Source organism: Malaciobacter sp., assembly GCF_055140965.1.
This window is the reverse complement of the sequence record NZ_JBSRRO010000039.1, coordinates 1-26,286: the sequence shown is the minus strand read 5'-3', so window position 1 is coordinate 26,286 and position 26,286 is coordinate 1. Positions and strand designations below refer to the sequence as shown.

General features: G+C 28.0%; 24 protein-coding genes. 20 read left to right on the top strand and 4 right to left on the bottom strand.

The annotated features are described in order from the left end of the window. From ACTCCZ_RS10755 to ACTCCZ_RS10745, 3 genes are all read left to right on the top strand, one after another. Positions 1-773, top strand: a 773-nt coding sequence (locus ACTCCZ_RS10755; RefSeq protein ID WP_463187333.1) for a GGDEF domain-containing protein, incomplete at its 5' end; no start/stop codon positions are given. A gap of 11 nt (positions 774-784) precedes the next feature. Continuing rightward, positions 785-1,342, top strand: a complete 558-nt coding sequence (locus tag ACTCCZ_RS10750) for a CDP-alcohol phosphatidyltransferase family protein (RefSeq protein WP_079577910.1) — start codon at positions 785-787, stop codon at positions 1,340-1,342. Further along, complete coding sequence (locus ACTCCZ_RS10745) at positions 1,342-2,250, top strand: Ppx/GppA phosphatase family protein (protein WP_079577911.1); 909 nt, start codon at positions 1,342-1,344, stop codon at positions 2,248-2,250. The genes ACTCCZ_RS10750 and ACTCCZ_RS10745 overlap by 1 nt, the downstream gene beginning before the upstream one ends. A 1-nt stretch (position 2,251) precedes the next feature. On the opposite strand, the gene ACTCCZ_RS10740 is transcribed toward ACTCCZ_RS10745, so the two are convergent. Then, a complete protein-coding gene (locus ACTCCZ_RS10740; protein ID WP_079577912.1) occupies positions 2,252-3,046 on the bottom strand; it encodes a hypothetical protein in 795 nt (264 codons plus the stop codon). A gap of 148 nt (positions 3,047-3,194) precedes the next feature. Here ACTCCZ_RS10740 and ACTCCZ_RS10735 point away from each other — a divergent pair, with 148 nt between their 5' ends. The 17 genes from ACTCCZ_RS10735 to cheB all read left to right on the top strand — a co-directional run bounded on the left by ACTCCZ_RS10735 (position 3,195) and on the right by cheB (position 23,567). After that, positions 3,195-4,889, top strand: coding sequence for an acetolactate synthase large subunit (locus tag ACTCCZ_RS10735; RefSeq protein WP_079577913.1), 1,695 nt, complete (start codon positions 3,195-3,197; stop codon positions 4,887-4,889). After that, complete coding sequence (gene ilvN / locus ACTCCZ_RS10730; protein WP_079577914.1) at positions 4,882-5,382, top strand: acetolactate synthase small subunit; 501 nt, start codon at positions 4,882-4,884, stop codon at positions 5,380-5,382. Before ACTCCZ_RS10735 ends, ilvN begins: the two co-directional genes overlap by 8 nt. A gap of 42 nt (positions 5,383-5,424) precedes the next feature. Further along, a complete protein-coding gene (gene lpxD / locus ACTCCZ_RS10725; RefSeq protein WP_079577915.1) occupies positions 5,425-6,372 on the top strand; it encodes a UDP-3-O-(3-hydroxymyristoyl)glucosamine N-acyltransferase in 948 nt (315 codons plus the stop codon). Between the two features lie 124 nt (positions 6,373-6,496). After that, positions 6,497-8,635 (top strand): DNA translocase FtsK, encoded by a 2,139-nt coding sequence (locus ACTCCZ_RS10720; RefSeq protein WP_416202243.1) that lies wholly within the window; start codon positions 6,497-6,499, stop codon positions 8,633-8,635. Positions 8,636-8,725: 90 nt separating this feature from the next. Further along, positions 8,726-9,268 (top strand): ribosome hibernation-promoting factor, HPF/YfiA family, encoded by a 543-nt coding sequence (gene hpf, locus ACTCCZ_RS10715; protein ID WP_079577917.1) that lies wholly within the window; start codon positions 8,726-8,728, stop codon positions 9,266-9,268. 81 nt (positions 9,269-9,349) lie between these two features. Continuing rightward, on the top strand, positions 9,350-10,786 hold the full coding sequence (gene der / locus ACTCCZ_RS10710; protein ID WP_079577918.1) for a ribosome biogenesis GTPase Der: 1,437 nt from the start codon (positions 9,350-9,352) through the stop codon (positions 10,784-10,786). A 6-nt stretch (positions 10,787-10,792) separates the two neighbouring features. Further along, positions 10,793-11,425, top strand: coding sequence for a uroporphyrinogen-III synthase (locus tag ACTCCZ_RS10705; protein WP_079577919.1), 633 nt, complete (start codon positions 10,793-10,795; stop codon positions 11,423-11,425). A 236-nt stretch (positions 11,426-11,661) separates the two neighbouring features. Continuing rightward, positions 11,662-12,927 carry a phosphoribosylamine--glycine ligase gene (gene purD / locus ACTCCZ_RS10700; RefSeq protein WP_079577920.1) on the top strand — a complete coding sequence of 422 codons (1,266 nt, stop codon included), beginning with the start codon at positions 11,662-11,664 and terminating at the stop codon, positions 12,925-12,927. 6 nt (positions 12,928-12,933) lie between these two features. Continuing rightward, complete coding sequence (locus tag ACTCCZ_RS10695; RefSeq protein WP_079577921.1) at positions 12,934-13,371, top strand: RDD family protein; 438 nt, start codon at positions 12,934-12,936, stop codon at positions 13,369-13,371. Next, positions 13,364-15,469, top strand: coding sequence for an LPS-assembly protein LptD (locus ACTCCZ_RS10690; protein ID WP_079577922.1), 2,106 nt, complete (start codon positions 13,364-13,366; stop codon positions 15,467-15,469). The genes ACTCCZ_RS10695 and ACTCCZ_RS10690 overlap by 8 nt, the downstream gene beginning before the upstream one ends. A gap of 5 nt (positions 15,470-15,474) precedes the next feature. Beyond that, positions 15,475-16,119: a phosphoribosyltransferase gene (locus ACTCCZ_RS10685; RefSeq protein ID WP_079577923.1), complete on the top strand. Its 645-nt coding sequence runs from the start codon at positions 15,475-15,477 to the stop codon at positions 16,117-16,119. Positions 16,120-16,129: 10 nt separating this feature from the next. Then, the gene (locus ACTCCZ_RS10680; RefSeq protein WP_079577924.1) at positions 16,130-18,310 is read left to right on the top strand and encodes a polyribonucleotide nucleotidyltransferase; all 2,181 of its coding nucleotides are present in this window, start codon (positions 16,130-16,132) and stop codon (positions 18,308-18,310) included. An 80-nt stretch (positions 18,311-18,390) separates the two neighbouring features. Beyond that, complete coding sequence (locus tag ACTCCZ_RS10675) at positions 18,391-18,759, top strand: response regulator (RefSeq protein WP_079577925.1); 369 nt, start codon at positions 18,391-18,393, stop codon at positions 18,757-18,759. Positions 18,760-18,794: 35 nt separating this feature from the next. Beyond that, entirely contained in the window at positions 18,795-20,939 is a 2,145-nt protein-coding gene (locus ACTCCZ_RS10670) for a chemotaxis protein CheA (protein ID WP_079577926.1), read from the top strand. 6 nt (positions 20,940-20,945) lie between these two features. Beyond that, the gene (locus tag ACTCCZ_RS10665) at positions 20,946-21,791 is read left to right on the top strand and encodes a CheR family methyltransferase (RefSeq protein WP_079577927.1); all 846 of its coding nucleotides are present in this window, start codon (positions 20,946-20,948) and stop codon (positions 21,789-21,791) included. Beyond that, positions 21,788-22,474, top strand: a complete 687-nt coding sequence (locus tag ACTCCZ_RS10660) for a chemotaxis protein CheD (RefSeq protein WP_079577928.1) — start codon at positions 21,788-21,790, stop codon at positions 22,472-22,474. The genes ACTCCZ_RS10665 and ACTCCZ_RS10660 overlap by 4 nt, the downstream gene beginning before the upstream one ends. Before the next feature lie 10 nt (positions 22,475-22,484). After that, positions 22,485-23,567 (top strand): chemotaxis-specific protein-glutamate methyltransferase CheB, encoded by a 1,083-nt coding sequence (cheB, locus tag ACTCCZ_RS10655; RefSeq protein WP_079577929.1) that lies wholly within the window; start codon positions 22,485-22,487, stop codon positions 23,565-23,567. An 18-nt stretch (positions 23,568-23,585) separates the two neighbouring features. On the opposite strand, the gene ACTCCZ_RS10650 is transcribed toward cheB, so the two are convergent. The 3 genes from ACTCCZ_RS10650 to ACTCCZ_RS10640 all read right to left on the bottom strand — a co-directional run bounded on the left by ACTCCZ_RS10650 (position 23,586) and on the right by ACTCCZ_RS10640 (position 26,094). Continuing rightward, the gene (locus ACTCCZ_RS10650; protein ID WP_079577930.1) at positions 23,586-24,638 is read right to left on the bottom strand and encodes a tyrosine-type recombinase/integrase; all 1,053 of its coding nucleotides are present in this window, start codon (positions 24,636-24,638) and stop codon (positions 23,586-23,588) included. A 105-nt stretch (positions 24,639-24,743) separates the two neighbouring features. Further along, positions 24,744-25,133, bottom strand: coding sequence for a hypothetical protein (locus ACTCCZ_RS10645; protein WP_079577931.1), 390 nt, complete (start codon positions 25,131-25,133; stop codon positions 24,744-24,746). 16 nt (positions 25,134-25,149) lie between these two features. Next, entirely contained in the window at positions 25,150-26,094 is a 945-nt protein-coding gene (locus tag ACTCCZ_RS10640; RefSeq protein ID WP_079577932.1) for a hypothetical protein, read from the bottom strand. Between the last annotated feature and the right edge of the window lie 192 nt (positions 26,095-26,286).

Below are 26,286 nucleotides of genomic sequence, written 5' to 3'. Positions count from 1 at the left end.
TAGATAAGTTTATTGTAAACTCTTTTAAACTTGATAAAATAAAAATCTATGAATTAGTAAAAAAACAAATTAACTTTTTAAAAGATCATGAAGTTGATATAGCGTATAAACAAAGAAGGGAATTTTTAGTTGATTATTCAAGTATGAAAGATTATCTTTTTTATAATTTTATAGCTATAATTATATTTTCTTTTGCTATAATAATTTTTATAATCTACCAAATAATAAAAAAAGATAATCAATTAACAATATTAACAAAAAAATATAAAATTGAATCAATTACTGATTCAATGACAAACTTATACAATAGAAAGTATTTCGATAATATTTTTGATAACTTACCTTTTATTTCAAATGCAAATAATTGGAAAAGTGCTTTTATTATGGTAGATATTGATTTTTTTAAGCAGTACAATGATACATATGGTCATGATTTAGGTGATCAAACATTAAAAAAAGTTGCAAAGGCTTTAAAAGAGTACTTTAACAAAGAGTATGAATATGTTTTCAGACTTGGTGGCGAAGAGTTTGGAGTAGTTTTATTTGATACTGATGAAGATATTTTAATTGAATGTTTAACAGATATAAATAAAAAAATAATTAGTTTAAATATTGAACATAAAACAAGTAAAATTTTAAATATTGTATCAATTTCAACTGGTGCAGTAATTTATGAGCCTAACAGTTATATTTCAGCAAATAAATTGTATAAAATTGCTGATGAAAACTTATATAAATCAAAACAAAATGGTAGAAACCAGTTTACACTTTAAAAGGAGAGTAATTGACTTTTTTATTTAATAAAAATAATCATTTTAACTTAGCAAATACAGTGACATTTTTTAATATCGCTTCAGGTATTTTGGCTATTTATTTTCTTACACACAATCAGTTTTTTGGAGCAGCACTTTTTGCTTGGCTTGCAGGTGGATTTGATATCTTAGATGGGAAGATTGCCAGAAAATATAATCTATCTACAGATTTTGGGGTTCAGCTTGATTCTTATGCAGATTTTTTATCTTTTGTTATTGTTCCTACAATGTTTATATATTTTGCAATAATTGATGGTAAGGAGCTTATTTTATTTACACCATTAGTTGTGTTTGCGTTTATTTTTTATATTATTTCAGGACTTAGACGATTGATTCAATTTAATTTAAATGCAGATGTTGGAGAAGTAGAAAAGTATTTTACAGGAATACCTACTCCTTTAGGTGCTATTTTACTTTGGGGTGTTTATCTTATTTGGTTAAGTGGATTTATTTCAGAAGAGTTTGTTCTTATTTCGATGATAATAATTGGCTATTTATTAAATTCAAAAATTAAAATTCCCCACCCATAATGGAAAAAGTAGTTGCAATAGACTTAGGCTCAAACTCATTTAGAGTTTTAGTCTATGATTGTTTAAATCATAAAATTATTTCAGAATTCAATCAAGTTGTTGGAATGGCTGATGGTTTAGTTGATACTGGGAATATCTCAAAAGAAGCACAAGAAAGAGTAGTTGAGGCAATTAGCTATTCAAGTGAAAAATTAAATTATAATCCTAAAGAAGCAGTTTGCGTTACAACAGCAGCTATGAGAATGGCAAATAACTCAAATGAAGTTCTCCAATATTTTTTAAGAAAAACTGGTGCTAAGTTTAAAATTATAGATGGGAAAGAAGAAGCTAGACTTACTTTACTTGCAGTAAAATATGCACTAAAAAGAGAAAAACTAAAATCAGAAAAGTTTGTTTTACTTGATATTGGTGGAGGTTCTACTGAAATTATAGTAAATACTAAAAATGATTATAAAGCTCATAGTTTTAATTTTGGTATAGTAACTTTAACTCAAAAATTTGATGACTATAAACTCTTAGAAGAGAGCTTGAATTTAAGAAAAAAAGAGATTAGCAATTTTATCAATACTTTACAAATAGATTTAAAAGAGTATAATTTTGTAGCAACAGCTGGTACACCTACAACTATTGCTGCAATTAAACTAGGGCAAGATTTTTTTCATTATGATAAAAGTTTAGTTAATGGAACAATTGTAGATTTAAATGATTTAAATGAGTGCTTGGAACTTTTTAGAAACTCTTCAAAACAAACAATCACAAATCTTGTTGGGAGTGGAAGGGTTGAGTTTATAGAAGTTGGTGTATATATTTACAAAGCTATATTTGAAGCATTAAATAAAAAAGAATCAATTGTTTTAGATGATGGATTAAGAGAGGGTGTAGCTATTAATCAATGTTTATTAAAATAAATTATGATAATAGTCTTACACTTTGTTCTTGAACAATATTAGCTTGTGAAACTGCTAAATAACCTACATTTGCAAAGAGATTATTTTTTGTAAAATCACTTGCTTCTTTACCAAAATTTACATTATTAGTTTGATTGTTCGTAACCAAATCGTGTTGTTGCTTCAATATATCTTTTGCATTTTCTTGAATTTGTTGTGATGTTTGTTCAAATTGATTAGATAAATCATTTAAATACTTTTCACTTGTATTAAGTTTACCTACAATAGTATCTACTGTTTCTTGGTTATTTAAATCACTATTTTGTATATCATTTGCTAATTCATTTGATATTACAGGTGTATTTACTTTATTTATTTCTAAATAAGCCTCTTTTGTATCAATTGTAAAATTACTATTTTCTTGATTTGAGTCTTGTGTTGATAGTATAGTCTCTTTTTTGTATTTTGTTTCAAGGGCAATAGAAGTAAAATCTTTTAATTGATTTGTAAGTTGCTCTTTTAGTTGATTTTTATCTTCAATATTATCATCAACTAGTGTTTTTTTTACATCTGAAAGTATCTCTTGTTGTTTTTCTATTGCATTTTTAGCAATAGAAGTTATTGCAATACCTTCATTAAATGTTTGTAGTGAGTTTGATAATTCATCTCTTTTAAGATTATATGCTTCACTTATAGATAAATTTAGTGCATCATTAGAAATAGGTTCAATTCTACTATTTTGAGAAGTTCTATTTAACTGCTGTTGAGGCAAAGAATTGAGATTTGAAACATTACTACTAATACTATTTACATCCATAATGTGTAACTCCTAGTTTATATCTAACTATTTTACTTAAAAATTACTAAATTTTAGCTAAATTAAATAGGCAAAGATACTGATTAAAGGCAGTTTAATGAATGTTTTTGTACAATTTACGCTTTAATTAAACGAGGGAGAAAGAATTATGAAAATGACTGGCGCAAAGATGGTTATAGAATCATTACACCAAGAAGGGGTTAAAACTGTTTTTGGTTACCCTGGGGGCGCTATTATGAATGTCTATGATGAGATATATAAGCAAAATCATTTTGAACATATTTTAAATAGACATGAACAAGCATCTATACACGCAGCAGAAGGTTACGCAAGATCAACAGGAAAAGTTGGTGTGGCAATAGTTACAAGTGGACCAGGATTTACAAATGCAGTAACTGGTCTTGCAACTGCTTATATGGATTCTATTCCTCTCGTCGTTATTTCAGGACAAGTTCCAACTGCTATAATAGGGACAGATGGTTTTCAAGAAATTGATGCGGTAGGTATTTCAAGACCATGTACTAAGCATAATTATTTAGTTAATAAAATTGAAGACTTACCAAGAATTATAAAAGAGGCATTTCATATTGCAAGAACTGGAAGACCAGGACCTGTACATATTGATATTCCAAAAGATATTACAGCAGAAATGGGTAACTTTGAGTATCCAAAAGAGATTAATTTACCTACATATAAACCAACGGTAAACTATAATAAAAGGCAATTAAAAAAAGCAATGGCTGCTATTTCAAAATCAAAAAAGCCTTTATTATATGTTGGTGGAGGAGCGATATTAGCAAATTGTGGGCATGAGATAAGAGAATTTGCAAAAAAAGCCAATATACCAGTTGTTGAAACTCTTATGGCAAGAGGTATTATGGGTCATGATAATCCATTATTAATTGGAATGTTAGGTATGCATGGTGAGTTTGCTGCTAATATGGCAGCATATGAAACTGATCTTTTAATCTCATTGGGAGCAAGATTTGATGATAGAGTAACTGGAAGGCTTGATGAGTTTGCATCAAAAGCAAAGGTTATTCATGTAGATATTGATCCAGCAACTATTGCTAAACTTGTAAGAGCTGATTATCCTATTGTAGGAGATCTAAAAGTTACTGTTGAGGGCATGGTAAATACTATGGGTGATTTTGAATTTAATGATTATACAAACTGGGTTGCATTACTTAAAGAGTATAGAGAAAAAGAGCCTTTAAGATATATTGATTCAAATACTGTTATAAAGCCCCAATGGCCAATACAAAGAGTTGGTGAGATTTTAGGAAGTAAAGCTATTGTTTCAACTGATGTTGGTCAACATCAAATGTGGACAGCACAATTTTATCCATTCTCTTTTCCAAGACAGTTTATAACAAGTGGTGGTTTAGGAACAATGGGATTTGGTCTTCCTGCTGCAATGGGTGTTGCAAAAGGGAATCCTGATAAAATTTCAATTAATTTTACAGGTGATGGTTCAATATTGATGAATATTCAAGAACTTATGACTTGTGTTGAATCTAATCTGCCAGTAATTACTATTATTTTAAATAACAACTATTTAGGAATGGTAAGACAATGGCAAACTATGTTTTATGAAAACAGAATATCAGAAACTGATCTTTCAATGCAACCAGATTTTAAAATGCTAGTAGAAGCATTTGGTGGAGTTGGATATAGAGTTTCAACAAAAGAAGAGTTTGACAAAGCATTAAAAGATGCTATTGAAAAGAAAAAACCAGCAATGATTGAAGTTATTGTTGAAAGAAATGAAGAAGTTTTACCAATGGTTCCAAATGGGCATGCTTTAAATGAAATGACACTAATAGGAGATAATAATGAATAATTTTAACCATTACTATGATACAGAAACCATAAGACAAGTTATCTCTGTGATCGTTCTAAATGAGCATAATGCTTTATCAAGAATAGTTGGACTTTTTTCAGCTCGTGGATACAATATCGATTCATTAACAGTTGCTCCTATTTCAGGAACACAATATTCTAGAATGACTATTGTCACTACAGGTGATAAAAGAATTATTGATCAAATTGTAAAACAATTAAATAAATTAATACCTGTACTTAAAGTAAATGAACATAGAAATGTTATAGAAAAAGAAACAGTATTAGTTAAAATACCAATTGATCAACCAATTAGTGATGTGGAAGTTATCGCAAGGGCTTATAATGGACATATCCAAAATGTTACAGATGATGCTATTGTAATATCTGCAACAGATGAACCACATAGAATAGCAAACTTTACAAATATAATGAATACAAGATTTAACCCACTTGAAGTTGTAAGAAGTGGTGTTGTTGCAATGGAAAGATAGAAGAAAAACTTCTTCTATCTTCTTTTGCTTGAAAGGATAAAAATGAATTTAAAAAATATAACTCAAGCATTAGATATTAAATGTGAATATGATTTAGAAATTACTTCTTTAAATACACTATTAGATTCAAATAAAAATGAACTAACTTTTTTAGAAAATAAAAAATATATTAATGATTTAGAAAAAACAAAAGCAGCAGCAGTTTTTGTTAAACAAGAGTTTTTAGATAAAGTGCCTCAAAATACAATTGCTTTAGTTTGTGAAGAGCCATATGTAGCTTTAGCAAAAGCTAGTAAATATTTTGCGCCAAATGTAGTAGAAACTATAGGTAAAGATGCAATTGTTGGTGAAAATACAAAAGTATTAGATAATGTATATATAGGGAAAAACACGCAAATAGGTAACAATTGTACAATTATGCCAGGTGTTTTTATTGGAGATAATGTAAAAATAGGTAATAATACTATTTTGTACCCAAATGTATGCATTTACAGAGATTGTGAAGTAGGAAATGATTGTATAATTCATGCTGGAACTATAATAGGTAGTGATGGTTTTGGATTTGCAATTTCTGGAGCTGATTATATAAAAATTTATCAAAATGGAAATGTTATTATAAAAAATAATGTAGAAATTGGGTCTAATTGTGCAATTGATAGGGCTGCATTTAAATCTACAATAATTGAAGATAATGTAAGACTTGATAATTTAGTACATATTGCACATAATTGTAAGTTAGGAAAGGGTACAATTCTTACTGGACAAGTAGGTCTTTCAGGCTCAACTGTACTTCATGAATATGTAGTAATGGGTGGACAAAGTGCTACAGCAGGGCATTTGGAAATTGCTCCATTTACAACAATAGCTGCAAGAGGTGGAGTAACTAAAAGTATTACTACTCCTAAAAAGTTTTGGGCAGGATTTCCATTAATGGAACATAAAACATGGCTAAGACTTCAAGGTAAAATATCAAAACTTTTGAAAAAATAAAGGCTTTAAAATAGTTAAAAAAATATTATCACTAATTTTTCTTTTTATAATTTTTTATTTAGAGTACTCAATATTTGTTTCAACACAACAAAGTGTTGGGAAAATAGGCTATATATTTGCACAGATGTCACATAATTATTTTGGATATCTATCATATGTATATCTATTTTTATTTTTATATCCTTTATATTTAATAAACTATAAAGAGTATTTTGACTTAGGGGATTTCTCTTTAAAAGTAATGGTTATGTTGCTTTTATTGTTTAGTTCTTTAACTTTGCAAGCACTAGTTGTAACAACAAAACAGCATAGTGGATTAATTGGAAATATTATTGTAAGTGATTTGAGTCCTTTTATTGGAAATGCAGGCTTATGGATTTTTGTATTAGTTGGTTTTGTTATTACTTTTACAGTTATTTTTGAAAGTAATGATATATCTATTAATTCAATTAAAAATAAAATGCCTACTTTTTCATTACCTAAGACAAATGAAAAGCAAAATAGTGCAAATCGAGCAAAAATAAAAAAAGCAGAAGAGACAAAAAGAAAATTAAAAAATAAAACTTCTAACAAACAAAACTCTAATAATGAAACTATTAGTGTGAAAGAAGTAGGGGATACAGCAGAGATTTTTATTGAGCCAACACTTGATAATATTGAAAAGTTAGAAGAGCTAAAAGATATAATTAAAGAAGAAAAACAAGAAAATATTAATGCTTCTAATAAAGATTTAGAAAATTTAGAAGAGATAAGTTCAATAGAAGAACTTACAACGCAACATGGAATTATTGTTGATGAATTAGAAGAGAATAAAAAACTTTTAGAAGACATAGAGTTAGGAAAAACTGAAAAACCAAAAAATTTCGAGTTACCTCCTACAAAGTTTTTTCAAGACTCACCAAAAGATAAAAAATCAAAGGTTTCAGAAGCAGTAATTGATCAAAAAATTGGTGATTTATTAGAAAAACTTTTAATGTTTAAAATTGAAGGTGATGTGGTAAGAACTTATACAGGACCTGTTGTAACAACTTTTGAGTTTAAACCAGCACCTAATGTAAAGGTGTCAAAAATCTTAAATTTGCAAGATGATTTAGCAATGGCACTAAAAGCACAAACAATTAGAATTCAAGCTCCAATCCCAGGCAAAGATGTTGTTGGAATTGAAGTTCCAAATGAAGATATGCAAACAATTTTTATTAAAGAGTTACTTGAAAGTGAAATTTTTCAAAACTCAAAATCTCCTTTAACGATGATTTTAGGTAAAGATATTGTGGGAAAACCTTTTATAACAGATCTTAAAAAACTTCCACATTTACTAATTGCAGGAACTACAGGTTCTGGAAAATCAGTTGGTATTAATGCAATGATTTTATCTCTTTTATATAAAAATTCACCAGATAATTTAAAACTTGTAATGATAGATCCAAAAATGTTAGAGTTTTCTATGTACAATGATATTCCACATTTATTGACACCAGTTATTACAAAACCAACTGATGCAATTAATGCTTTATCAAATATGGTTGCAGAGATGGAAAGAAGATATACATTGATGTCTCAAACAAAAACTAAAAATATAGAAAATTATAATGAAAAAGCAAAAAAAGACAAGTATGAGCCATTTCCTTATATTGTAGTAGTTATTGATGAGTTGGCAGATTTAATGATGACAAGTGGAAAAGATGTAGAACATTCAATTGCAAGATTAGCACAAATGGCAAGGGCAAGTGGAATTCACTTAATTGTAGCAACACAAAGACCTTCTGTTGATGTTGTTACAGGTTTAATTAAAGCTAACTTACCTAGTAGATTATCATATAAAGTAGGGCAAAAAGTTGATTCTAAAATTATTTTAGATTCAATGGGAGCAGAATCATTGCTTGGAAGAGGGGATATGTTATTTACTCCTCCTGGTATGTCTGGACTAGTAAGAATACATGCTCCATGGTCTATGGAAACAGAAATAGAAAAAGTTGTTGAATTTTTAAAAGAGCAAAAAGAAGTTGAATATGATATGAATTTTGTAAAAGATAGAAACTCTTCTAATATATCTGATTCAAGTGGAATTGAACTTGGTGAACTTGATGAATTATATGAAGATGCAAAGCAAGTAGTTTTAACTGATAAAAAAACTTCTATATCTTATATACAAAGAAAATTAAGAATTGGTTACAATCGAGCTGCAACAATAGTTGAACAATTAGAAAAATCTGGTGTATTATCAGAAGCAAATGCAAAAGGCAATAGAGAAATTCTTATTTAATACTACTTAGTTGAATAAATAACAAAAATAACAACAGACTTTTATTTTGTTTATGTTAAAATTAATAAAATATATATAAAGGAGTATGTTATGAATACAAGTATTGTAGGAAGACACATAGAATTAACAGAACCAATCAAAGATTATATTAATAGTTCAGTAGAGATTTTTAAAAAATATAATTTAGATATAATATCAGTTAACTCAATAATTGCACAAGATGAGAAAAATGGGAAAAAAGCATTTACATTTGAGTTTACGATAAATGTTGCTCATCTTGATACAATTGTTGTAAAACAAAAAGATAAAGACTTATACTCTGCAATTGATATTGCAGTAGATAGAGTTAGTAAAGTATTAAGAAGACATCATGATAAAATTACTACTCATAAAGCAACTAAATTAACAGAAGTTGAGGCTGCTGCTGTTGAAGATCAAATTGCTGTAGAGCTTGAAAAATTTGAAAATGAAATAATTCCAGTTAAATTGGCTTCATATAAACCAATTGATATTGAAGAAGCATTGGAAGATTTAAAAGCTGGTGAAGATTTATTTAAAGTATTTTATGACAAAGATGACAATTTAAGAGTACTTTATAGAACAAAAGTTGAGGGTAAATTTGGTCTATATTAATAGACTAAGTAAATCTTCGCTATTAAGGTATTAGCTTTTGCTAATACCTTTTTTAATTTTAAATATTAGGATATAGTTTAAATGGAAAAACAACTAAAAAAAATTGCTTTAATTGGACAACCAAATGTTGGTAAAAGTTCACTTTTTAATAGAATTGCAAAAAAAAGAATTGCTATTGTATCAGATTTAGCAGGTACTACAAGAGATATTAGAAAACATGAAGTTGAAATACTAGGAAAAGAAGCTTTAATGCTTGATACTGGAGGTATTGATGAAACAGATGATGCAATATTTAGTAATGTAAAAAGAAAAGCAGTTGAGTGTGCAAAAGAAGCTGATATAATACTTTTTATGGTAGATGGCAAAAAAATACCTGATGATAAAGATAAAGAACTATTTTATGAGCTTCAAAACCTTGGTAAAAAATTGGCACTAGTTGTTAATAAAATAGATAATGATAATGAAAAAGAGAGACTTTGGTCTTTTTATGAGTTTGGGATTGATGATAATAATCTTTTTGGAATTTCTGTATCTCATAATAGAGGAACAAAAAGACTTTTTGATTGGATAGCTGAAGAGCTGCCAGAAATAGAAGAAGAAGTTATCAATAGTGATATTATAGACTTTAAAGAGTTAGATACTGGAATTGAAGATTTTATAAACCCAGAAGATGATATAAATAAAAAAGTTGAAAGTAATGATATAAATGTAGCTATTATTGGAAGAACAAATGTTGGTAAGAGTTCTATTTTAAATGCTTTAATTGGAGAAGAGCGTTCTGTTGTCTCTCCAATATCTGGAACTACTGTTGATCCAGTTGATGAATCTTTTGAATATAAAGATAAAAAAATTACATTTGTTGATACAGCTGGTCTTAGAAGAAGAGGTAAAATAGAAGGAATTGAAAAATTTGCATTAATGAGAACAAAAGATATGTTACAAAAAGCAAATTTAGCATTAGTTGTACTTGATGCTTCTGAAGAGCTATATGATTTAGATGAAAAAATTGCCGGATTAGTTGATCAGTATGGTCTTGGAACTATAATTGTTTTAAATAAATGGGATGAAAATATAGAAACTTTTAAAGAATTGGAAACTAAAATAAGAAGAAAATTTAAGTTTTTATTATATGCTCCAATTATTGCAGTCTCTGCAAAGACTGGAAGAAGTATTGAAAGATTAAAAGATAAAATAATTGAAATATATAACAACTATTCGCAAAGAATACCTACTTCTGTGTTAAATAAAATAGTAGAAGAAGCATTAGTAAGACATGCTTTACCTAGTCCTAATGGAAACTATTTAAGAATATATTATGCAACACAATTTGAATCAAATCCACCTAGAATTGCACTTATTATGAATAAACCTAATTTATTACACTTTTCATATAAAAGATATCTTATTAACTATTTAAGAGATAAGATTAACTTTGAAGGTACTCCAATACATATAATTGTAAGAAAAAAAGGTGAAAGAGAAGAAGACAATTCAAATGATACTTATTTTCAAGGTTAATAAACAATGAAAAAAATATATTTGCTAAATAATCTCTCTTTTAATAATATTGAAAACTTAGAGGTTTTCAAAATAAAATATATAAAAAAAGATATTGATTTTAGCAAATATGATGCAATTATTTTTACTTCAAAAAATGCTGTTTACTCAGTAGACTCTTTTTCAAATGATTGGAAAAAAATTCCTTCTTATGCAATTGCACCAAAAACAGCAAAGATTATTGAAAATTTGAGTGGTAAAGTTGAATATATAGGAAAAAGTGGTCATGGAAATGATTACGCAAAAGAGTTAATTACTCATTTAGAAAATAAAAAAACTTTATATTTAAGAGCTTCAAAAACTGTATCTAATCTTATATCAATTTTAAAAGAAAATAAAATTGATATTGATGATGAAGTTATATATGAAACTACTTGTAATGATGAACTAGAAAAAAAGGATTTTGAATTAAACTCTATTTTTATTTTCACATCACCATCAAGTGTAGAGTGCTTTTTTAAAAAATTTGATTGGCACCATAGTTTTACTGCCATTGTAATTGGAAATACTACATCTAAGTTTTTACCAAAAGAAGTCAATTTTCTTGTAAGCTCATCTACAAGTGTTGAAGAGTGTGTAAAACTTGCGCAGAAACTTTAGTTTTAATCTTTACTTCAACCACATTTAGCTAAAATAAATTCATCTAAGTAGTACGGGATTTCCATTGTTGAGGGTCCGATACTTTATTTGTGTGAGTAATGTAATACTATGGTGTGTAATGCTTCTTTTGTTTGCATTCCTAAAATAGTGTTCTTACTCCTATCGTTGGCTTTTGTGGGCCATTTGATGGTTAACGGCTACTTGGATATTTAAACTACATATTTTAAGGAAATCTAGTGAATATATTAATTCTTGGGAGTGGTGGAAGAGAGTATTCCATAGGTCTTAGTATCTACAAAGAAAAAAAACATAATTTATTTTTTATGCCAGGAAATGGTGCTACTGAAGATTTAGGTAAGAATATTAATATAAAAGATTATAATGAGTTGGCTTTTTGGGCGAAAGAAAATAATATTGATTTAACAATTGTAGGTCCTGAGGCTCCATTAGTTGATGGTGTAGTTGATATATTTAAAAAAGAAAATTTAACTATTTTTGGACCAAGTAAAGCAGCAGCTATGCTTGAGGGTTCAAAGGTTTATATGAAAAATATACTAAAAAAATATAATATCCCAACAGCTGCTTTTTTAGAAACAAATAATGAAAATGAAGCTCATAGTTTTATTGATACTATGAATGAACCAATAGTTGTAAAAGCAGATGGTTTATGTGCAGGTAAAGGTGTAATTATTGCTCAATCAAAAGATGAAGCAAAAAAAGCAGCCTCTGACATGTTAAGTGGAAACTCTTTTGGCGATGCAGGTACAAATGTTGTTATTGAAGAGTTTTTAGATGGATATGAACTATCTATTTTTGCAATTTGTGATGGTGAAAACTATAAAATATTGCCAGCAGCTCAAGATCATAAAAGAATAGGGGATGGTGATACTGGTCCTAATACTGGTGGAATGGGTGCTTATGCTCCAACACCACTTGTTAATGAAGATATTTATAAAAAAGTAGAAGAAAGAGTAATAAAACCAACTCTTGATGGTATGAAAAATGAAGGAGCACCCTTTGAAGGTGTTCTTTTTATTGGTGTGATGGTAGTAAAAGGTGAACCAATTATTTTAGAGTATAATGTAAGATTTGGAGATCCTGAGTGCGAAATATTAATGCCTTTACTTGAAACACCTGTTTCTGAACTTTTTTATAAAGGTGCTACTAAAGATTTAGATTCATTAGATATAAAAATTAAAGATGAATTTAGTGTTGGTGTTGTTATGGCAAGTGGAAACTACCCATACTCAAGTAGTGCTCCAGCAGAAATTATCATTGATAATATAGTAGATGAAGATATACTTAATAATACTCATATCTCATTTGCTGGAGTATCAAAACAAGATGGTAAGTTAATGGCAACTGGTGGAAGAGTTTTAGTTTGTGTAGGCTTTGGAAAAACAATTAAACAAGCAAGAGATAGGGCTTATTTATTATGTGGACAAGTTCATTTTGCCGGTAAAAAATGTAGAACTGATATTGCATATCAAGCATTGAAGTAGGTTTAAATGAGTGAATTAAATAATTCAAATTTAGAATTAGCTTCTTTAAGATCTAGAGCGTTAGCTTTTGTAATTGATGATTTGTTAATTACATTTCTTATTGTTATTGTATTTTGGGATACTATTGTAACAACTACTGATGATCCTGCTGTTGTTTTAGCAATTATGAATCAATTTCTTTGGCCAGTTTTATTTGTTAAGTTTATTTACCATTCTCTTTTTGTTTGGTATTATGGTGCAACCATTGGAAAGATTATAGTTAAAATTAAAGTAATTGATTATAATCATTTAGGAAGAGTATCTTTGCTTAGTTCTATGTTTAGATCAGCAGGGCGAATATTAAGTGAAATGTTTTTTTACATAGGATTTTTATTAGGTTTTTTTAGTGAAGGTAGACAAACATTTCATGACAAAATTGGTAGGACGTTAGTAGTTGATGTTTAAAAAATTAGTTTTTATATGCTTGCTTGCACTATGTACTTCAAGTAATGCAAAAGAAGTAAATGATGATAAGTTTCAAATGGTTGCTAACAAAGTTGATAGTGAAAATGATTTAATTACTGCATATGGTGATGTTGTGATTTTTTCATCAAGTTATTATGCAAGTGCGCAAAAAGTTATTTATAATAAAAAAAATGAAACATTTGAGTTTTTTGATGATGTTTTAATTATCAAAGACAATAAAATTCAAACTCAAAGTGATTACGCTTTTTTAGATAATAAAACAAATGCATTATTTCAAAAACCTACTTTGATTTTTGAGGGTGAAACAAACCTTTGGATAAACTCAACAAAATCTAATAAAAAAGATGAAATGGTTTCTTTGGAAAAATCTATACTTTCAAGTTGTGATTGTGAAGATCCTGATTGGAGTATTAGAGTATCTAGTGCAGAATATAACTCAGAAACTAAATGGCTTAGTACTTTTAATACAAGACTTTATATTAAAGATATTCCAGTTTTATATACACCTTACTTTGGTTTTTCAACTGATAGAACTAGAAGAACAGGTCTTTTAATTCCTACAATAGGGTATGGTAGTGATGAAGGTTTTATGTATAAACAACCTATATTTATTGCACCTGCACCAGATTATGATATTGAACTTGTTCCTCAATATCGTTCAAAAAGAGGTAAAGGATTAAATACTTACTTTAGATATGCAGACTCACAATATTCAACTTTAGAAGTTGGTGCAGGTTTTTTCAAAGAAGATAGTGATTATTTTGAAGAAAATGAATTAGAAAATCAAAACCACTATGGATGGAATATTGATTATGTAAGAACAAAACTTTTTTCAGATGAAGATTCACAAGATGGTCTATTTGTAGATATTTCATGGTTAAATGATATTGAATATAGAAACTTAGAAGATAGAGTTAGTGATGATGAAGATAATGAAAAAAAGATTGAATCTAAAATAAACTATTTTTATAATACTTCAAAGTATTATACAGGACTATATTTTAGACATTACCTTGATACTTCTAAAGAGTCAAATGCAAAAACAATGCAAGAGTTGCCTCAAGCACATTTTCACAAATATTCACAGCCAATTATTTTAGATAATTTATTGTATTCAACAGATGTTAGATTTACAAATTATTATAGAGAAGAAGGAATTACAGCTAATAGATATGATATAAGTGTACCTATTTCTTACTCTATGTCTTTTTTTGATGATTATTTGCAACTAACACTTAAAAATGAAACAGTGATTAATCATTTAAAATATGATGATACTACTACTAATTTAGAAGATGGAACGTTTATTGAAAATATTACTAGTGTTGGAGTTAGTACAGATTTACTTAAGCCTTATGAAAACTTTTTGCACACTGTAAATTTAGGTGCTGCTTATGTAGATGCTAAAACAATTGAAGATGATGGAGATTTATATAGTATAAATAATACTACTTCTGAATTGAACTTTTTCCCAATTTCAAAAACAAAAAGAAGTGTTCAACTTAGTTTAAACCAATCAATTTATGATAATGAAGACTTAAAACAAATTATTAATCATAAATTAAAACAATCAATTATTTTTGATGAGTTTGATGATCCAAAACTTGATAATATGGAGAATGAATTAATTTATAACTATTTTCTAGGAAGAGTTTCTAATAAAGTCATTTACAATCACCAAGATAACGCTTTTATTGAAAACTCTACTTCTTTTTCACTTAATTATAATGATTTTAGTCTAAGACTTGGGTACTATATGTCAAAAGATACTCCAAATTCAGGGAAAGAAGATTTAGAATCATATAGAGTTGATGCAAACTATAAAATATCAAGAGATTATAGTGTTGGTTATTATACAAATTATAATTTAGAAGAGAATATGAGAACAAAACAAGGTGTTTTATTCTCTATAAATGATATTTGTTGGAGATTAGATTTTAAATTTGAAAAAGAGATGGAAGCTAGTTCTAGCAAATTATATGATAGAAAAGAACAAGATGTTCTTTATGTACAATTTTTACTAAAGCCAATTGGTGGATTAGAACAAGAGTACAATTTAAGAAAAAGAGAGAATTAATATAGATGCAAAATGAGCAAATATATTTCAAAAATAGAGATGTAGCTGCTTTTAGATTACTTGATGTATTACCAATTGAAAGTATGAAACTAGAAGATTGGACAGTTTTTGCAACTTCATATGGTGGAGTTCCAATTGCAAAAATAATAGCAAATAAACTTGAATCAAATTTTGATTTGATTTTATCAAGTAAAATAATGGCTCCAAATAATGAAGATTGCGAAATAGCTATTGTAACTGAATCAGAAGAGGTTGTAATTCATGAAGAACTTGCAAAAGCTTTTGAAATCAGTTTAGATTTTATATTCGCAAAATCTAAACAAGTCTATGACAAAGAACTAATGAAAACTGTTAAATTATACAGAAAAGATAAAAGAATAGAGAATTTAACAAATAAAAATGTATTATTAGTAGATGAGGGTTTAAATACAGGACTTACGATGATGGCTTGTATTAAAACAGCAATTAATTTAGGTGCAAAGTCTGTATCTGTTGCAACACCAATCTTACCAAGTGCTAGTGTTCCAACAATAGAGTCAATTGCTGATGATTTATATTATGTTAAAAAATTAGATCATTTTGTTTTTATAGATTTTTATTATGATAAACTAGAAAATATTAATTTTGAAGATATAAAAAATATTAAATAAAAGGAAAAGTATGTCAACAGTGTGTGAGTTTGAATTAAATGGAAAAGATGAAATATTTGAATTTAATAAAGTAGCAAAACAAGCTAATGGATCAGTATTAGCAAGATTAGGAAATGCAGTTGTATTAGCAACAGTAGTAAGTGAATTTGATAATCCAGTAGAAGAGGATTTTACACCATTAACTGTTCAGTATGTAGAAAAAACATATGCTGCTGCTAAGCTTCCAGGCGGATTTATAAAAAGAGAAGCAAAACCAAGTGAATTTGAAACTTTAACTTCACGAGTAATTGATAGAAGTTTAAGACCACTTTTCCCAAAAGGATATGTATATCCTACAACAATTACTGTTATGGTTCTAAGTGCAGATAGAGATGTTGATTTACAAGCATTGGCTTTAAATGCAGCTAGTGCAGCTTTATATACTTCAAACTTACCTATTAAAAAATCTATTGCAGGTGTAAGAATTGGAAAAATCGATAATGAATATATTGTTAATCCTACTGCTGATCAAATGACAGAGTCTACACTAGATTTATATGTAGCTGGTTCTAAAGATGAATTATTAATGATTGAAATGAAATCAATTTCAAGTGAAGAGATGGTTGAAGTTGATATTGAAGCTTTCACAAAAATTCATAAAACTAATGAAGTAAATGAAGATGATCTTGTAGAAGCAATAGAAGTTGCACAAAATGTATTAAAAGAAGTTAATACAACTTATGAAAATGGATTTGAAACTGTTTGTAAAGAACAAAAAAGTGTAGAACTTGTTGAGTTTACTATTGATGAAGCAATAATTAATAATGTAAGAACTAACTATAATGCAAATGTAAAAGATGCTATTAAAAAACTTGCAAAAAGTGAAAGAGCAGTAGAATTAAAAGAGCTTGCAAAATATATCTTGGAAAAAGAGTACAAAGAAAATGAAGATATAAATCTTGCTCAAGTTTATGAAGCAGTTTCAATTGTAAAAAAAGAGATTGTAAGAAAAATGATTGTTGAAGATAAAGTTAGAGCTGATGGAAGAGGGCTTAAAGATGTAAGACCTATTTCTATAGAGACTAATCTACTTCCCTCAACTCACTCTTCTTGCTTATTTACAAGAGGTGAAACACAAGCTTTAGTAGTAGGAACAATCGCAGGGCCAAAAGATGGACAAATGTATGAAGTTTTAACAGATAAATCTACATCTATGGAAAACTTTATGGTACATTATAATTTTCCAGGTTTTTCAGTTGGCGAAGCAAAACCTATGTTTGGAGTAGGTAGAAGAGAATTAGGTCATGGAAATCTTGGTAAAAAAGCCTTAGAAGCTACAATTGATAAAGATTTTAATGAAACAATTAGATTAGTATCTGAAATACTTGAATCAAATGGTTCTTCTTCAATGGCTACTGTTTGTGGCGGATCTTTGGCCCTTAAAGCAGCAGGTATCCCAATTTCTGGTTTAGTTGCTGGTGTTGCAATGGGAATGGTAGTAGAAGATAATAACTATTCAGTTTTAACTGATATTATGGGTCTTGAAGATCATGATGGAGATATGGATTTTAAAGTTGCAGGTACAAGTGAAGGTATTACAGCACTTCAAATGGATATCAAATTAGGTGGAATAGAACTTAGTGTATTAAAAGAAGCATTACTTCAAGCAAAAGAGGGAAGATTACATATTTTAAATCTTATGGAAGAGGCTGCAAAAGAAATAGTTCCAAGTGATGCTTTACCATTGGTTGAACAATTCGCAATTGATCCAGGTAAAATAATGGTTGTAATTGGTAAAGCTGGTTCAACTATAAAAGAAATAATTGAAAAATTCTCTGTTTCAATTGATTTAGATAGAGATAGTGGAAATGTAAAAGTAAGTGGAGAACATAAACAAAATGTACTTGATGCTTGTGAGCATATAAAAACAATTTCAAATAATGCAACTTCTAGAAAAGAAAGTGGCAAAAATATTGATTTTGGTAAGCTTTATACACCAGAAGAAGTATTAGAAGGTAAAGTTGAAAGAATAACAGACTTTGGTGCATTTATCTCTTTACCAAAAGGGGGAGAAGGTCTACTGCACATATCAAAGATCTCAAAAGAGAGAGTTAAAAATGTTTCAGATGTATTAAGCGTAGGAGAAGAAGTAAAAATTAAAGTATTAAATGTTAAGAAAGATAGAATAGAATTAGCTTCAACACTATTGTAAAAATTTTAATACTAAATTAATATTTCTTTAGTTAAGATATAAAAAATAATATTTATTTATAAGAAAACAAGGGGTTTTTTATGGCTAAGCTTTTAATAGTTGATGACTCAACAATGCTAAGAGATATGTTGAATTATGCACTTAACGAAGGTGGTTACAATGATGTAACGGAGGCAATTGATGGCGTTGATGGGCTAGAAAAAGCTAAAGCTTCAATGTACGATTTAATTATTACTGATGTAAATATGCCAAATATGGATGGACTTACATTAATAGCTGAATTAAGAAAGTTGTCTCAGTATGCTAATAAACCAATTTTAGTATTGACAACAGAAAGAAGTGACGAAATGAAGGCAAAGGGTAAAGCAGCAGGTGCTACGGGCTGGATTGTTAAACCCTTTGTTCCAGATCAATTGTTAAAAGCGGTTAATATAGTTTTAAGTAGATAATTTATTAAGTAATTAAAGTAGATAAAGGATAAGTTATGTCTGGTTTTGATATATCTAAGTATAGAGAAATGTTTGTAGAAGAAGCAGAAGAGCTTTTTGAATCTGCTGATAATGTACTATTAGAAGCTGAAACAAATGGAAGTTTAACAGATGATCAAATGGGTCAACTGTTTAGAGATGTACATACATTAAAAGGTAGTGGTGCATCAGTTGAATTGACTCTTTTTGCTGAGTTTACTCATGACGTAGAGAATATGATGGATAAATTAAGAAACCATCAAATTGAATTTCAACCAGAAATGGCAGTAACTTTAATAGATAGTTTAGATGTAATGAGAGAAATTCTAGATCTTGAAGTAGCTGAAGATCTTGATAAAGATACTTTTGAAAACATGACTTCTTCTTTACTTTATGATATTCGAGCATATATAAATGGTGATAAAGTTAACCCAAAATCTGAATCAACTCCAGAAAATTCAACTGTAGAACAAACAGAAGATAATAAAACTGTAGAACAAAATTCCACTACAAGTGATAAAGTTGATGATGAGTCACTGACTAGAAATATAGGTTTTTTTGATGACAATTTAAATGATCAAAGAGATCATAAAACTTATGGAATATTTGCAGATGATGATTTAGATGATTCTACAGATACACCTTATGGTTTTTTTGATGATGATTTAAATGAAAGTGCACAATTAAGCATGGATGACAACTCTTCACAAAGTATTTATGATGATGATGAAGAGAACTTTGGATTTTTTGATGAAATGCCAGCAATTACTCCTGATTCAGAAATTGAAAAAAATGAAATAGAATCTGAAACTTCTAAACCACAAGAGCCTAAACAAGAAGATAAACCAGTAAAAGAAGAGGTTAAAAAACCTTTACCTAATAAAGAAGTATCTTCTAAGCAGCCTGAAAGAAAAGCAAGACCTGAAAAAGAGAAAAAGACTTCTTCAAATAATAATATTAGAGTAAATCTTGATAAAATTGATTTACTAATGAATAATGTTGGGGATTTAGTTATTACAAATGCAATGTTAACACAATTTTCAACTTCAATTGAAGAAGCAAAAACTAGAAACGCAGTTTTAGAAAGATTAGAGCTTTTAGAAAGACATATTAGAGATATGCAAGATTCTATCATGAGTATTAGAATGGTACCAATGGAATCTATATATTCAAAATTTCCAAAAGTTGTTAGAGATATTTCAAGAAAACTTGGTAAAAAAGTTGCCTTCAAACATTATGGAGATGGTGTAGAGATTGATAAAGCAATGATTGAGGGATTAACAGACCCATTAATGCATATTATTAGAAACTCACTTGATCATGGACTGGAAACTCCAGATGAGAGAACACAAAATGGTAAAAGTGAAACTGGTACTATATCTATTTCTGCTGAGCAAGCAAATGGACAGATGATTATTACTATTAAAGATGATGGTAGAGGAATTGATGCTGAAAGAGTTGCACTTAAAGCCTTAGAAAATGGGCAAATTGATAATAATCAATTTGATTCTATGACTGATAGCGATAAAGCCATGTTAGTTTTTGGAGCAGGGGTTAGTACTGCAAAAGAAGTTACTGATATCTCTGGGCGTGGTGTTGGAATGGATGTTGTTAAAACTAATATTCAAAAACTTGGTGGTGCAATAAAATTAGATACTGAAAAAGGTTATGGAACTACAATTATAATTATGTTACCACTTACTCTTGCAATTTTAGATGGTTTAGATATTGCAGTTGGTAATCAAAAATATATTTTACCATTAAGCTCTATTGTTGAATCATTACAACCATCTTCTGATATGATTAAAAAAATAGGTGATGGTACACAAGATTTACTAATGCTAAGAGAAGAGTTTATTCCAGTTGTTAGATTACATAACTTATTTGGAATAGAACCTACTTTTGATAAGTTAGAAGATGGTATGTTGATTGTAGTAAAATCAGGCAATACAAAAGTTGCCATATCTATTGATGAATTTTTAAATCAACATCAAGTTGTTGTTAAACCTTTAGATAAAAACTTTAGAAGTGTTGATGGAATAGGTGCTGCAACAGTAAGAGGGGATGGAAGTATTGGTTTAATCTTAGATGTTTTAGGTATTATTAATGCACAAATTAAGATTGAAAAAAGCGTAAATGCGACTAAGAGAAAAGCATCTTAGAAAAATATGAATGATACTAAACATTTACACGATAGAGTAAAAAAAATTCTTTATTCTTTGACAGGAATTACACTTGCAGAGAATAAAGATATTATGATTGCAAATAGATTACATAAGCTAAAAAGAGATACTAAATTTACAGGTGGTGATTTAGAAGCTTTGTTAGATTCAATCGAAAATGGAAATAATACAACAGAATTTATTAATTCTTTTACAACAAATAAAACACATTTCTTTAGAGAATGTTTTCATTTTGAAGATTTAAGGGATAGAGTTTTACCAACATTTGCACAAAGTGGTAATCAAATTAAAATGTATTGTTCTGCTTCTTCAACAGGAGAAGAGCCTTATTCTATGGCAATGACTGTTATGGAAGCAAGAGAAAAACTAGGTAAAAGTATAAATGCATCAATTATTGCTACTGATATTGATACAAATGTACTACAATTTGCAGCAAATGGAGTTTATAGATTTTCTAAATCTTCAAAAGAATTCCCAGATTGGATAAAGCCTCCTAAATATTTTAAAAGAAGAGTAGAAAAAAATCTTGCCAATGAGGAAATACTAATAAAAGTAAAAGATGAAATAAAAAAAATGATTACATTTAAAGTAATGAATTTAAATGATCCATCTTATCCTTATAAGAAAGAAGAGTTTGATGTTGTTTTTTGTAGAAATGTACTTATATATTTTTCAGTACAAGATCAACAAATGATACTTAAAAAACTATTTTCACATTTAAAAATCGGTGGAACTTTATACTTAGGTCATTCAGAGAATCCACATGATTTGATTAATTATGTTCAAAGAATAGGACAAAATATTTTTGTTAAAACTAAGGATGTACATTGATTTTAATTGGACACAAAGATGGGGGAATTGAAAGAGCCTCAAATAGTAGATTTAATCAAAAGATTAAAGGTTTTAATACTCATACTATAATTGGTGGTGAGTTTGCTGTAGGCAAAGATAGTGATGAGATTGCTTTTAAGACACTTCTTGGTTCATGTGTTGCAATAATGTTTTATGACAAAGTACAAAAAATAAAAGGAATGAACCATTTTTTATTACCTTCTACGAAAAACTCAAATGATGACATGAAATATGGTCTTTATTCTGTGGAAGCAATGCTAAATGAAATGTATAAACTTGGTTGTAAAAAAGAGAATATTACTGCTAAGATTTCTGGAGGTGCAGATATAATGCAACTTTCAAATGCAATTCCTAATAATAGTATTGGATTTAGAAATGTTGAGTTTGCAAAAGATTTTTGTAGAGCAGAGGGTTTTAAACTTATTAGTGAACATACAAGGGGAGAACACGGTAGATTGATTCTTTTGACAAACGATTTTAGCACTTTTATTAAAGTAACACAAAAAACAGCAACAGATGCAAAAATTGTTAATGAAGAAAAAGCTCTACAAACAGAAATTGCGAAAGAACCAGTTATCAAAGAATATGTTGGTGGTGTTGATCTATTTAATGAAGATATTAAAAAGAAAGATGAAACACAAATGGAAATCGAACTATTTTAAATGAGATTAAATGTATACAGTATTAGTTATTGATGATTCACCCTCTATGAGAAGAATCTTAAAAGATATGGTAAATTCAATTGATGAGTTTGAAGTAATTGCAGATGCAATGGATGCATATGATGCAAGAGAAAAAATCAAACAATATGAACCTGATTTAGTAACAATTGATATAAATATGCCAAAGATGGATGGAGTAACATTCTTAAGAAATCTTATGAGACTTCATCCTATGCCTGCAGTTGTTGTTTCGGGTGAAGGCGTAAGAGGAAATGATATTTTTGATGATGGTGCAGTTGGATTTATTCCTAAACCAGAAGCTGGTGAATCAATGATAAAATTTCAAGAAAGAATAAAAGATACACTAATGAATCTAACTTTCTTACTTAAAAGATATACATTAAAAAAGCCTAAAGCTTTAAAAAAACCTAAAAAAGTATCATCAAGTGAAATTGAATATAAAATTCATCCCGATGAAGTTATCAAATCTTTTCCTGCTACATTTCCAGGTAGTAGAATAATTGCAATTGGTTCTTCTACAGGAGGCGTAGAGTCTTTATTAAAAGTATTTAAACGTTTACCAAAAAATCTGCCTCCTATTGTTATTACTCAACATATTCCTTATGGATTCTCTTCTTCTTTTGCACAAAGATTAAATGCAAATTCAGAAGTAGTAGTTCATGAAGCAAAAGATGGAATGATTCTTGAAAATAGTCATGCATATTTAGCTCCTGGAAATATGCATTTAACTATTGAAAAAAGAAGAGATGGCAAATATATAACAAGACTTTTAGATACAAAAAAAGTAAGTCATCATAAACCAAGTGTTGATGTCTTATTTAGATCAGTAAATAATTCAGCCGGTGGTTCAGCTATGGCTATTATGATGACAGGCATGGGTGATGATGGTAAAATAGCAATTAAAGAGCTATATGACAATGGAGCTTATACTGTTGCTCAAAATAAAGAGAGTTGTGTAGTGTTTGGAATGCCTGCAAAAGCTATTGAAGCAAATGCTGTAAAAGATATTATTCATTTAGATGAAATAGCAGATTATATAATTGAATTTTCAAAAGGCAAAAAAAGAAAGTAGGGTAGAGACCCTGCTTTCTTAAAATATATCTGTTGTTCTTTTTAGTTTGTCTTTATCAAAATGAGTATAAATTCTAGAAGTATTTATATCTGCATGACCTAATGATTCTTGAACTAAAATTAAATCTTTGCTTTTTTGATAAAGCATTGTTGCAAAAGTATGTCTTAGCATATGTGCTCCATTTTTTTCTTTTCTAATACCTACACTTAATAAAATTTTTTCAACAATACTACTAATATATGCTTGACTAAGAGGCTTTCCTTTTTGATTACAAAATAGAAGATTTTCATTGCAAACTCTATATTCAAACCATTCATTAAGATCTGTTCTAATTATTTTTTCTTTTATCATAACAACTCTTGGTTTATTACCTTTTCCTCTTACTTGAATGATAAATGCATCTTCATCTTTGTTGAAATCTTTTAAATCAATATTTATTGCTTCACTAACTCTTATACCTGTATACAGTATTATTTTTATAATAAGTCTATTTCTTGCAGCAATTTTAGAACTAAAAGGATATTTGTCAATCCCATCTAAGAATCTATTTATTTCTTCTTTTTTCATAAAAGAGGGTAGTTTTGTACCTGATTTTCCTGCTAGACCACCCCAGTTTTTTAATTCTATACCAAACCTATGCACAAAACCATTTTCTTCTTCATTTTGTTTATCAATATATCCAAAAAAAGAAATTAGTGCAATTCTGTAGTTTTTTTTAGTTGCATCAGAAAGATTACTAGTTTCAGTTGCCAAAAAATCACTTAATAACTCTTCATCAATCTCTTTTAATGAGTTCGCACCAAAATTAATTAAAAAGTTATATAACTTTTCAAGAGGAATAAAATATACATGAATACTATTTATCCCATTATTTCTAACTTCTTTTATTGTCTTTTTTAGTTTGTCTATATCACTAAAACCTTTAATTAGCTCTTGCAATATTTGAGCTAATCTGTCTTTATTCTTAACTTGTCTATTAGATAAGGTAGTCATCTTATTTCTTAAAAAACGTGATAACCAGAATAAATATGTTTTTTCAAAGTTATTTTCACAATCTAAAGGATATTTCATTAAAAGCCTTTTATATATATATATTACTTTTGGAAACTATAATTTCCAAACTATAACACATGCTTTATTAAACTACCCTAAATCTAATAGTAAATAGCTTCTTTGCTATTTACTATCATACATAGACAAATCATCCATTGATACAAATAAACCTTTTTTTGATATTTTTCCATAATGATCATCAAATTTTGTTTTATATACTTTTTCTATTCTAAGTAATCTTCCCTTTAAATAAAAAGAACTTTTTATTTTTGTATCATTTAATATATCTGTTTGATTATAATCTCCATCATAAACAAAAACCTCTATGGGATTTGTTTGCATTTTAAAAAAAGTATAACCTTTTTCTTTATCAATTTTGTACAATTCATCTAAATTTACTTGTTTTTCTTCTTTCTTTTTAGGTGTCTCTACACTTTCTTGTTTTGTAGCATTACAACCTGTAAATAGTATTGAAAATACTATTGTTGCAGAAATGACTATTTTTTTATGCATTATGCTCCTTTTATTTTTAATTTAAAAGTATTCTTTTTCTAATTTTTTTATTCATATCTTCAAATTTTACATACACAGGTGTTATTTTAAAGACTTTATAACCTTCTAAAATATCATTTTCTTTATAATATTTATTTTTATATTTAATCATATTATTTTCATACATTAAATGCTTTTTTATTTGTGCTAGATTATCTCTAATCTTAAAAATAGTTGTTTTTTTAGATTTTATTGAGTCACCCTCTTCTTTTTTCTTTGTATCTTTTGTTATCTCTTTTTTCTTTATTGAAGCTATTGGATTTATTTGTTCTTGTTGATCTAAGTCTATTATTGCAGTTATTGTATCATCATCAATATTTTTTATTATTTTTATAGTATCTAATTTTGTATCTATCTCGTTGTTTACTAATGTTTCTTTCTTTTGTAATTGTTTTTTTTCTACTTTACTAATACTATTAGTGTCATTTATTTTGACTTTTACTTCATTTGTTATTTCATCACTAGTAGTAGAGGTAGTAGAGATTGTCAAAATAGACAAAGAAGCTAAAAATATAATGACAAAGATACCACTTACAATAATATAACTTTTTTTCTTAATGGGTCTATTGTTTATAAGTATTGTTTCTAATCTATTTATATAGTTAATAAAAAATAAATTAAGACTTGTTATTACTTTCTTAATATATTCAATCTTATTGTGATTATCTTCGTTTTTAATAGCTTGTTCTTTTTTCTTTACAAGTACTTCTATTTCTTCTTGATTATAATCTTTTAATTCATCTAAAAAAATCTCAATAATAGATTTTTCTTTAGCTAAGTATTCATTTTCTTTAATTTTTACTAAAATAGTTTTTAATTGGCCAGGAGTTAGCTTATATTCTTTCAGCAAATTATCTACACTTAAATCATTATTTGAATCGATTAATTTTTCATAAATACTGCTATATATATTTATACTCATAAAACTACCTTTGATAATTTTTATCATTATTACAAAATAATAGTTAATATTAGTTTAAAATAATAAATATTTTTATTATATATACTTGATTTGTCACCCTCTAGTAAACTCTTTGCCCTTTGTAGAATAAATAACTCTCTTTCCATATAGCTCATATTCATCTTTTTTCTCATTTGAAGGTTTATTTACAAA

What these genes read in the sequence shown, in the direction of transcription:
- ACTCCZ_RS10720 (WP_416202243.1), top strand. Translation starts at nt 6,497, where the DNA reads ATGTCACATAATTATTTTGGATATCTATCATATGTATATCTATTTTTA.
- ACTCCZ_RS10645 (WP_079577931.1), bottom strand. Translation starts at nt 25,133, where the DNA reads ATGCATAAAAAAATAGTCATTTCTGCAACAATAGTATTTTCAATACTA.
- lpxD (WP_079577915.1), top strand. Translation starts at nt 5,425, where the DNA reads ATGAATTTAAAAAATATAACTCAAGCATTAGATATTAAATGTGAATAT.
- ACTCCZ_RS10740 (WP_079577912.1), bottom strand. Translation starts at nt 3,046, where the DNA reads ATGGATGTAAATAGTATTAGTAGTAATGTTTCAAATCTCAATTCTTTG.
- ACTCCZ_RS10665 (WP_079577927.1), top strand. Translation starts at nt 20,946, where the DNA reads ATGAATGATACTAAACATTTACACGATAGAGTAAAAAAAATTCTTTAT.
- cheB (WP_079577929.1), top strand. Translation starts at nt 22,485, where the DNA reads ATGTATACAGTATTAGTTATTGATGATTCACCCTCTATGAGAAGAATC.
- der (WP_079577918.1), top strand. Translation starts at nt 9,350, where the DNA reads ATGGAAAAACAACTAAAAAAAATTGCTTTAATTGGACAACCAAATGTT.
- ACTCCZ_RS10695 (WP_079577921.1), top strand. Translation starts at nt 12,934, where the DNA reads ATGAGTGAATTAAATAATTCAAATTTAGAATTAGCTTCTTTAAGATCT.
- ACTCCZ_RS10690 (WP_079577922.1), top strand. Translation starts at nt 13,364, where the DNA reads ATGTTTAAAAAATTAGTTTTTATATGCTTGCTTGCACTATGTACTTCA.
- hpf (WP_079577917.1), top strand. Translation starts at nt 8,726, where the DNA reads ATGAATACAAGTATTGTAGGAAGACACATAGAATTAACAGAACCAATC.
- ACTCCZ_RS10670 (WP_079577926.1), top strand. Translation starts at nt 18,795, where the DNA reads ATGTCTGGTTTTGATATATCTAAGTATAGAGAAATGTTTGTAGAAGAA.
- ilvN (WP_079577914.1), top strand. Translation starts at nt 4,882, where the DNA reads ATGAATAATTTTAACCATTACTATGATACAGAAACCATAAGACAAGTT.
- ACTCCZ_RS10650 (WP_079577930.1), bottom strand. Translation starts at nt 24,638, where the DNA reads ATGAAATATCCTTTAGATTGTGAAAATAACTTTGAAAAAACATATTTA.
- ACTCCZ_RS10745 (WP_079577911.1), top strand. Translation starts at nt 1,342, where the DNA reads ATGGAAAAAGTAGTTGCAATAGACTTAGGCTCAAACTCATTTAGAGTT.
- ACTCCZ_RS10640 (WP_079577932.1), bottom strand. Translation starts at nt 26,094, where the DNA reads ATGAGTATAAATATATATAGCAGTATTTATGAAAAATTAATCGATTCA.
- ACTCCZ_RS10685 (WP_079577923.1), top strand. Translation starts at nt 15,475, where the DNA reads ATGCAAAATGAGCAAATATATTTCAAAAATAGAGATGTAGCTGCTTTT.
- ACTCCZ_RS10705 (WP_079577919.1), top strand. Translation starts at nt 10,793, where the DNA reads ATGAAAAAAATATATTTGCTAAATAATCTCTCTTTTAATAATATTGAA.
- ACTCCZ_RS10735 (WP_079577913.1), top strand. Translation starts at nt 3,195, where the DNA reads ATGAAAATGACTGGCGCAAAGATGGTTATAGAATCATTACACCAAGAA.
- ACTCCZ_RS10680 (WP_079577924.1), top strand. Translation starts at nt 16,130, where the DNA reads ATGTCAACAGTGTGTGAGTTTGAATTAAATGGAAAAGATGAAATATTT.
- ACTCCZ_RS10675 (WP_079577925.1), top strand. Translation starts at nt 18,391, where the DNA reads ATGGCTAAGCTTTTAATAGTTGATGACTCAACAATGCTAAGAGATATG.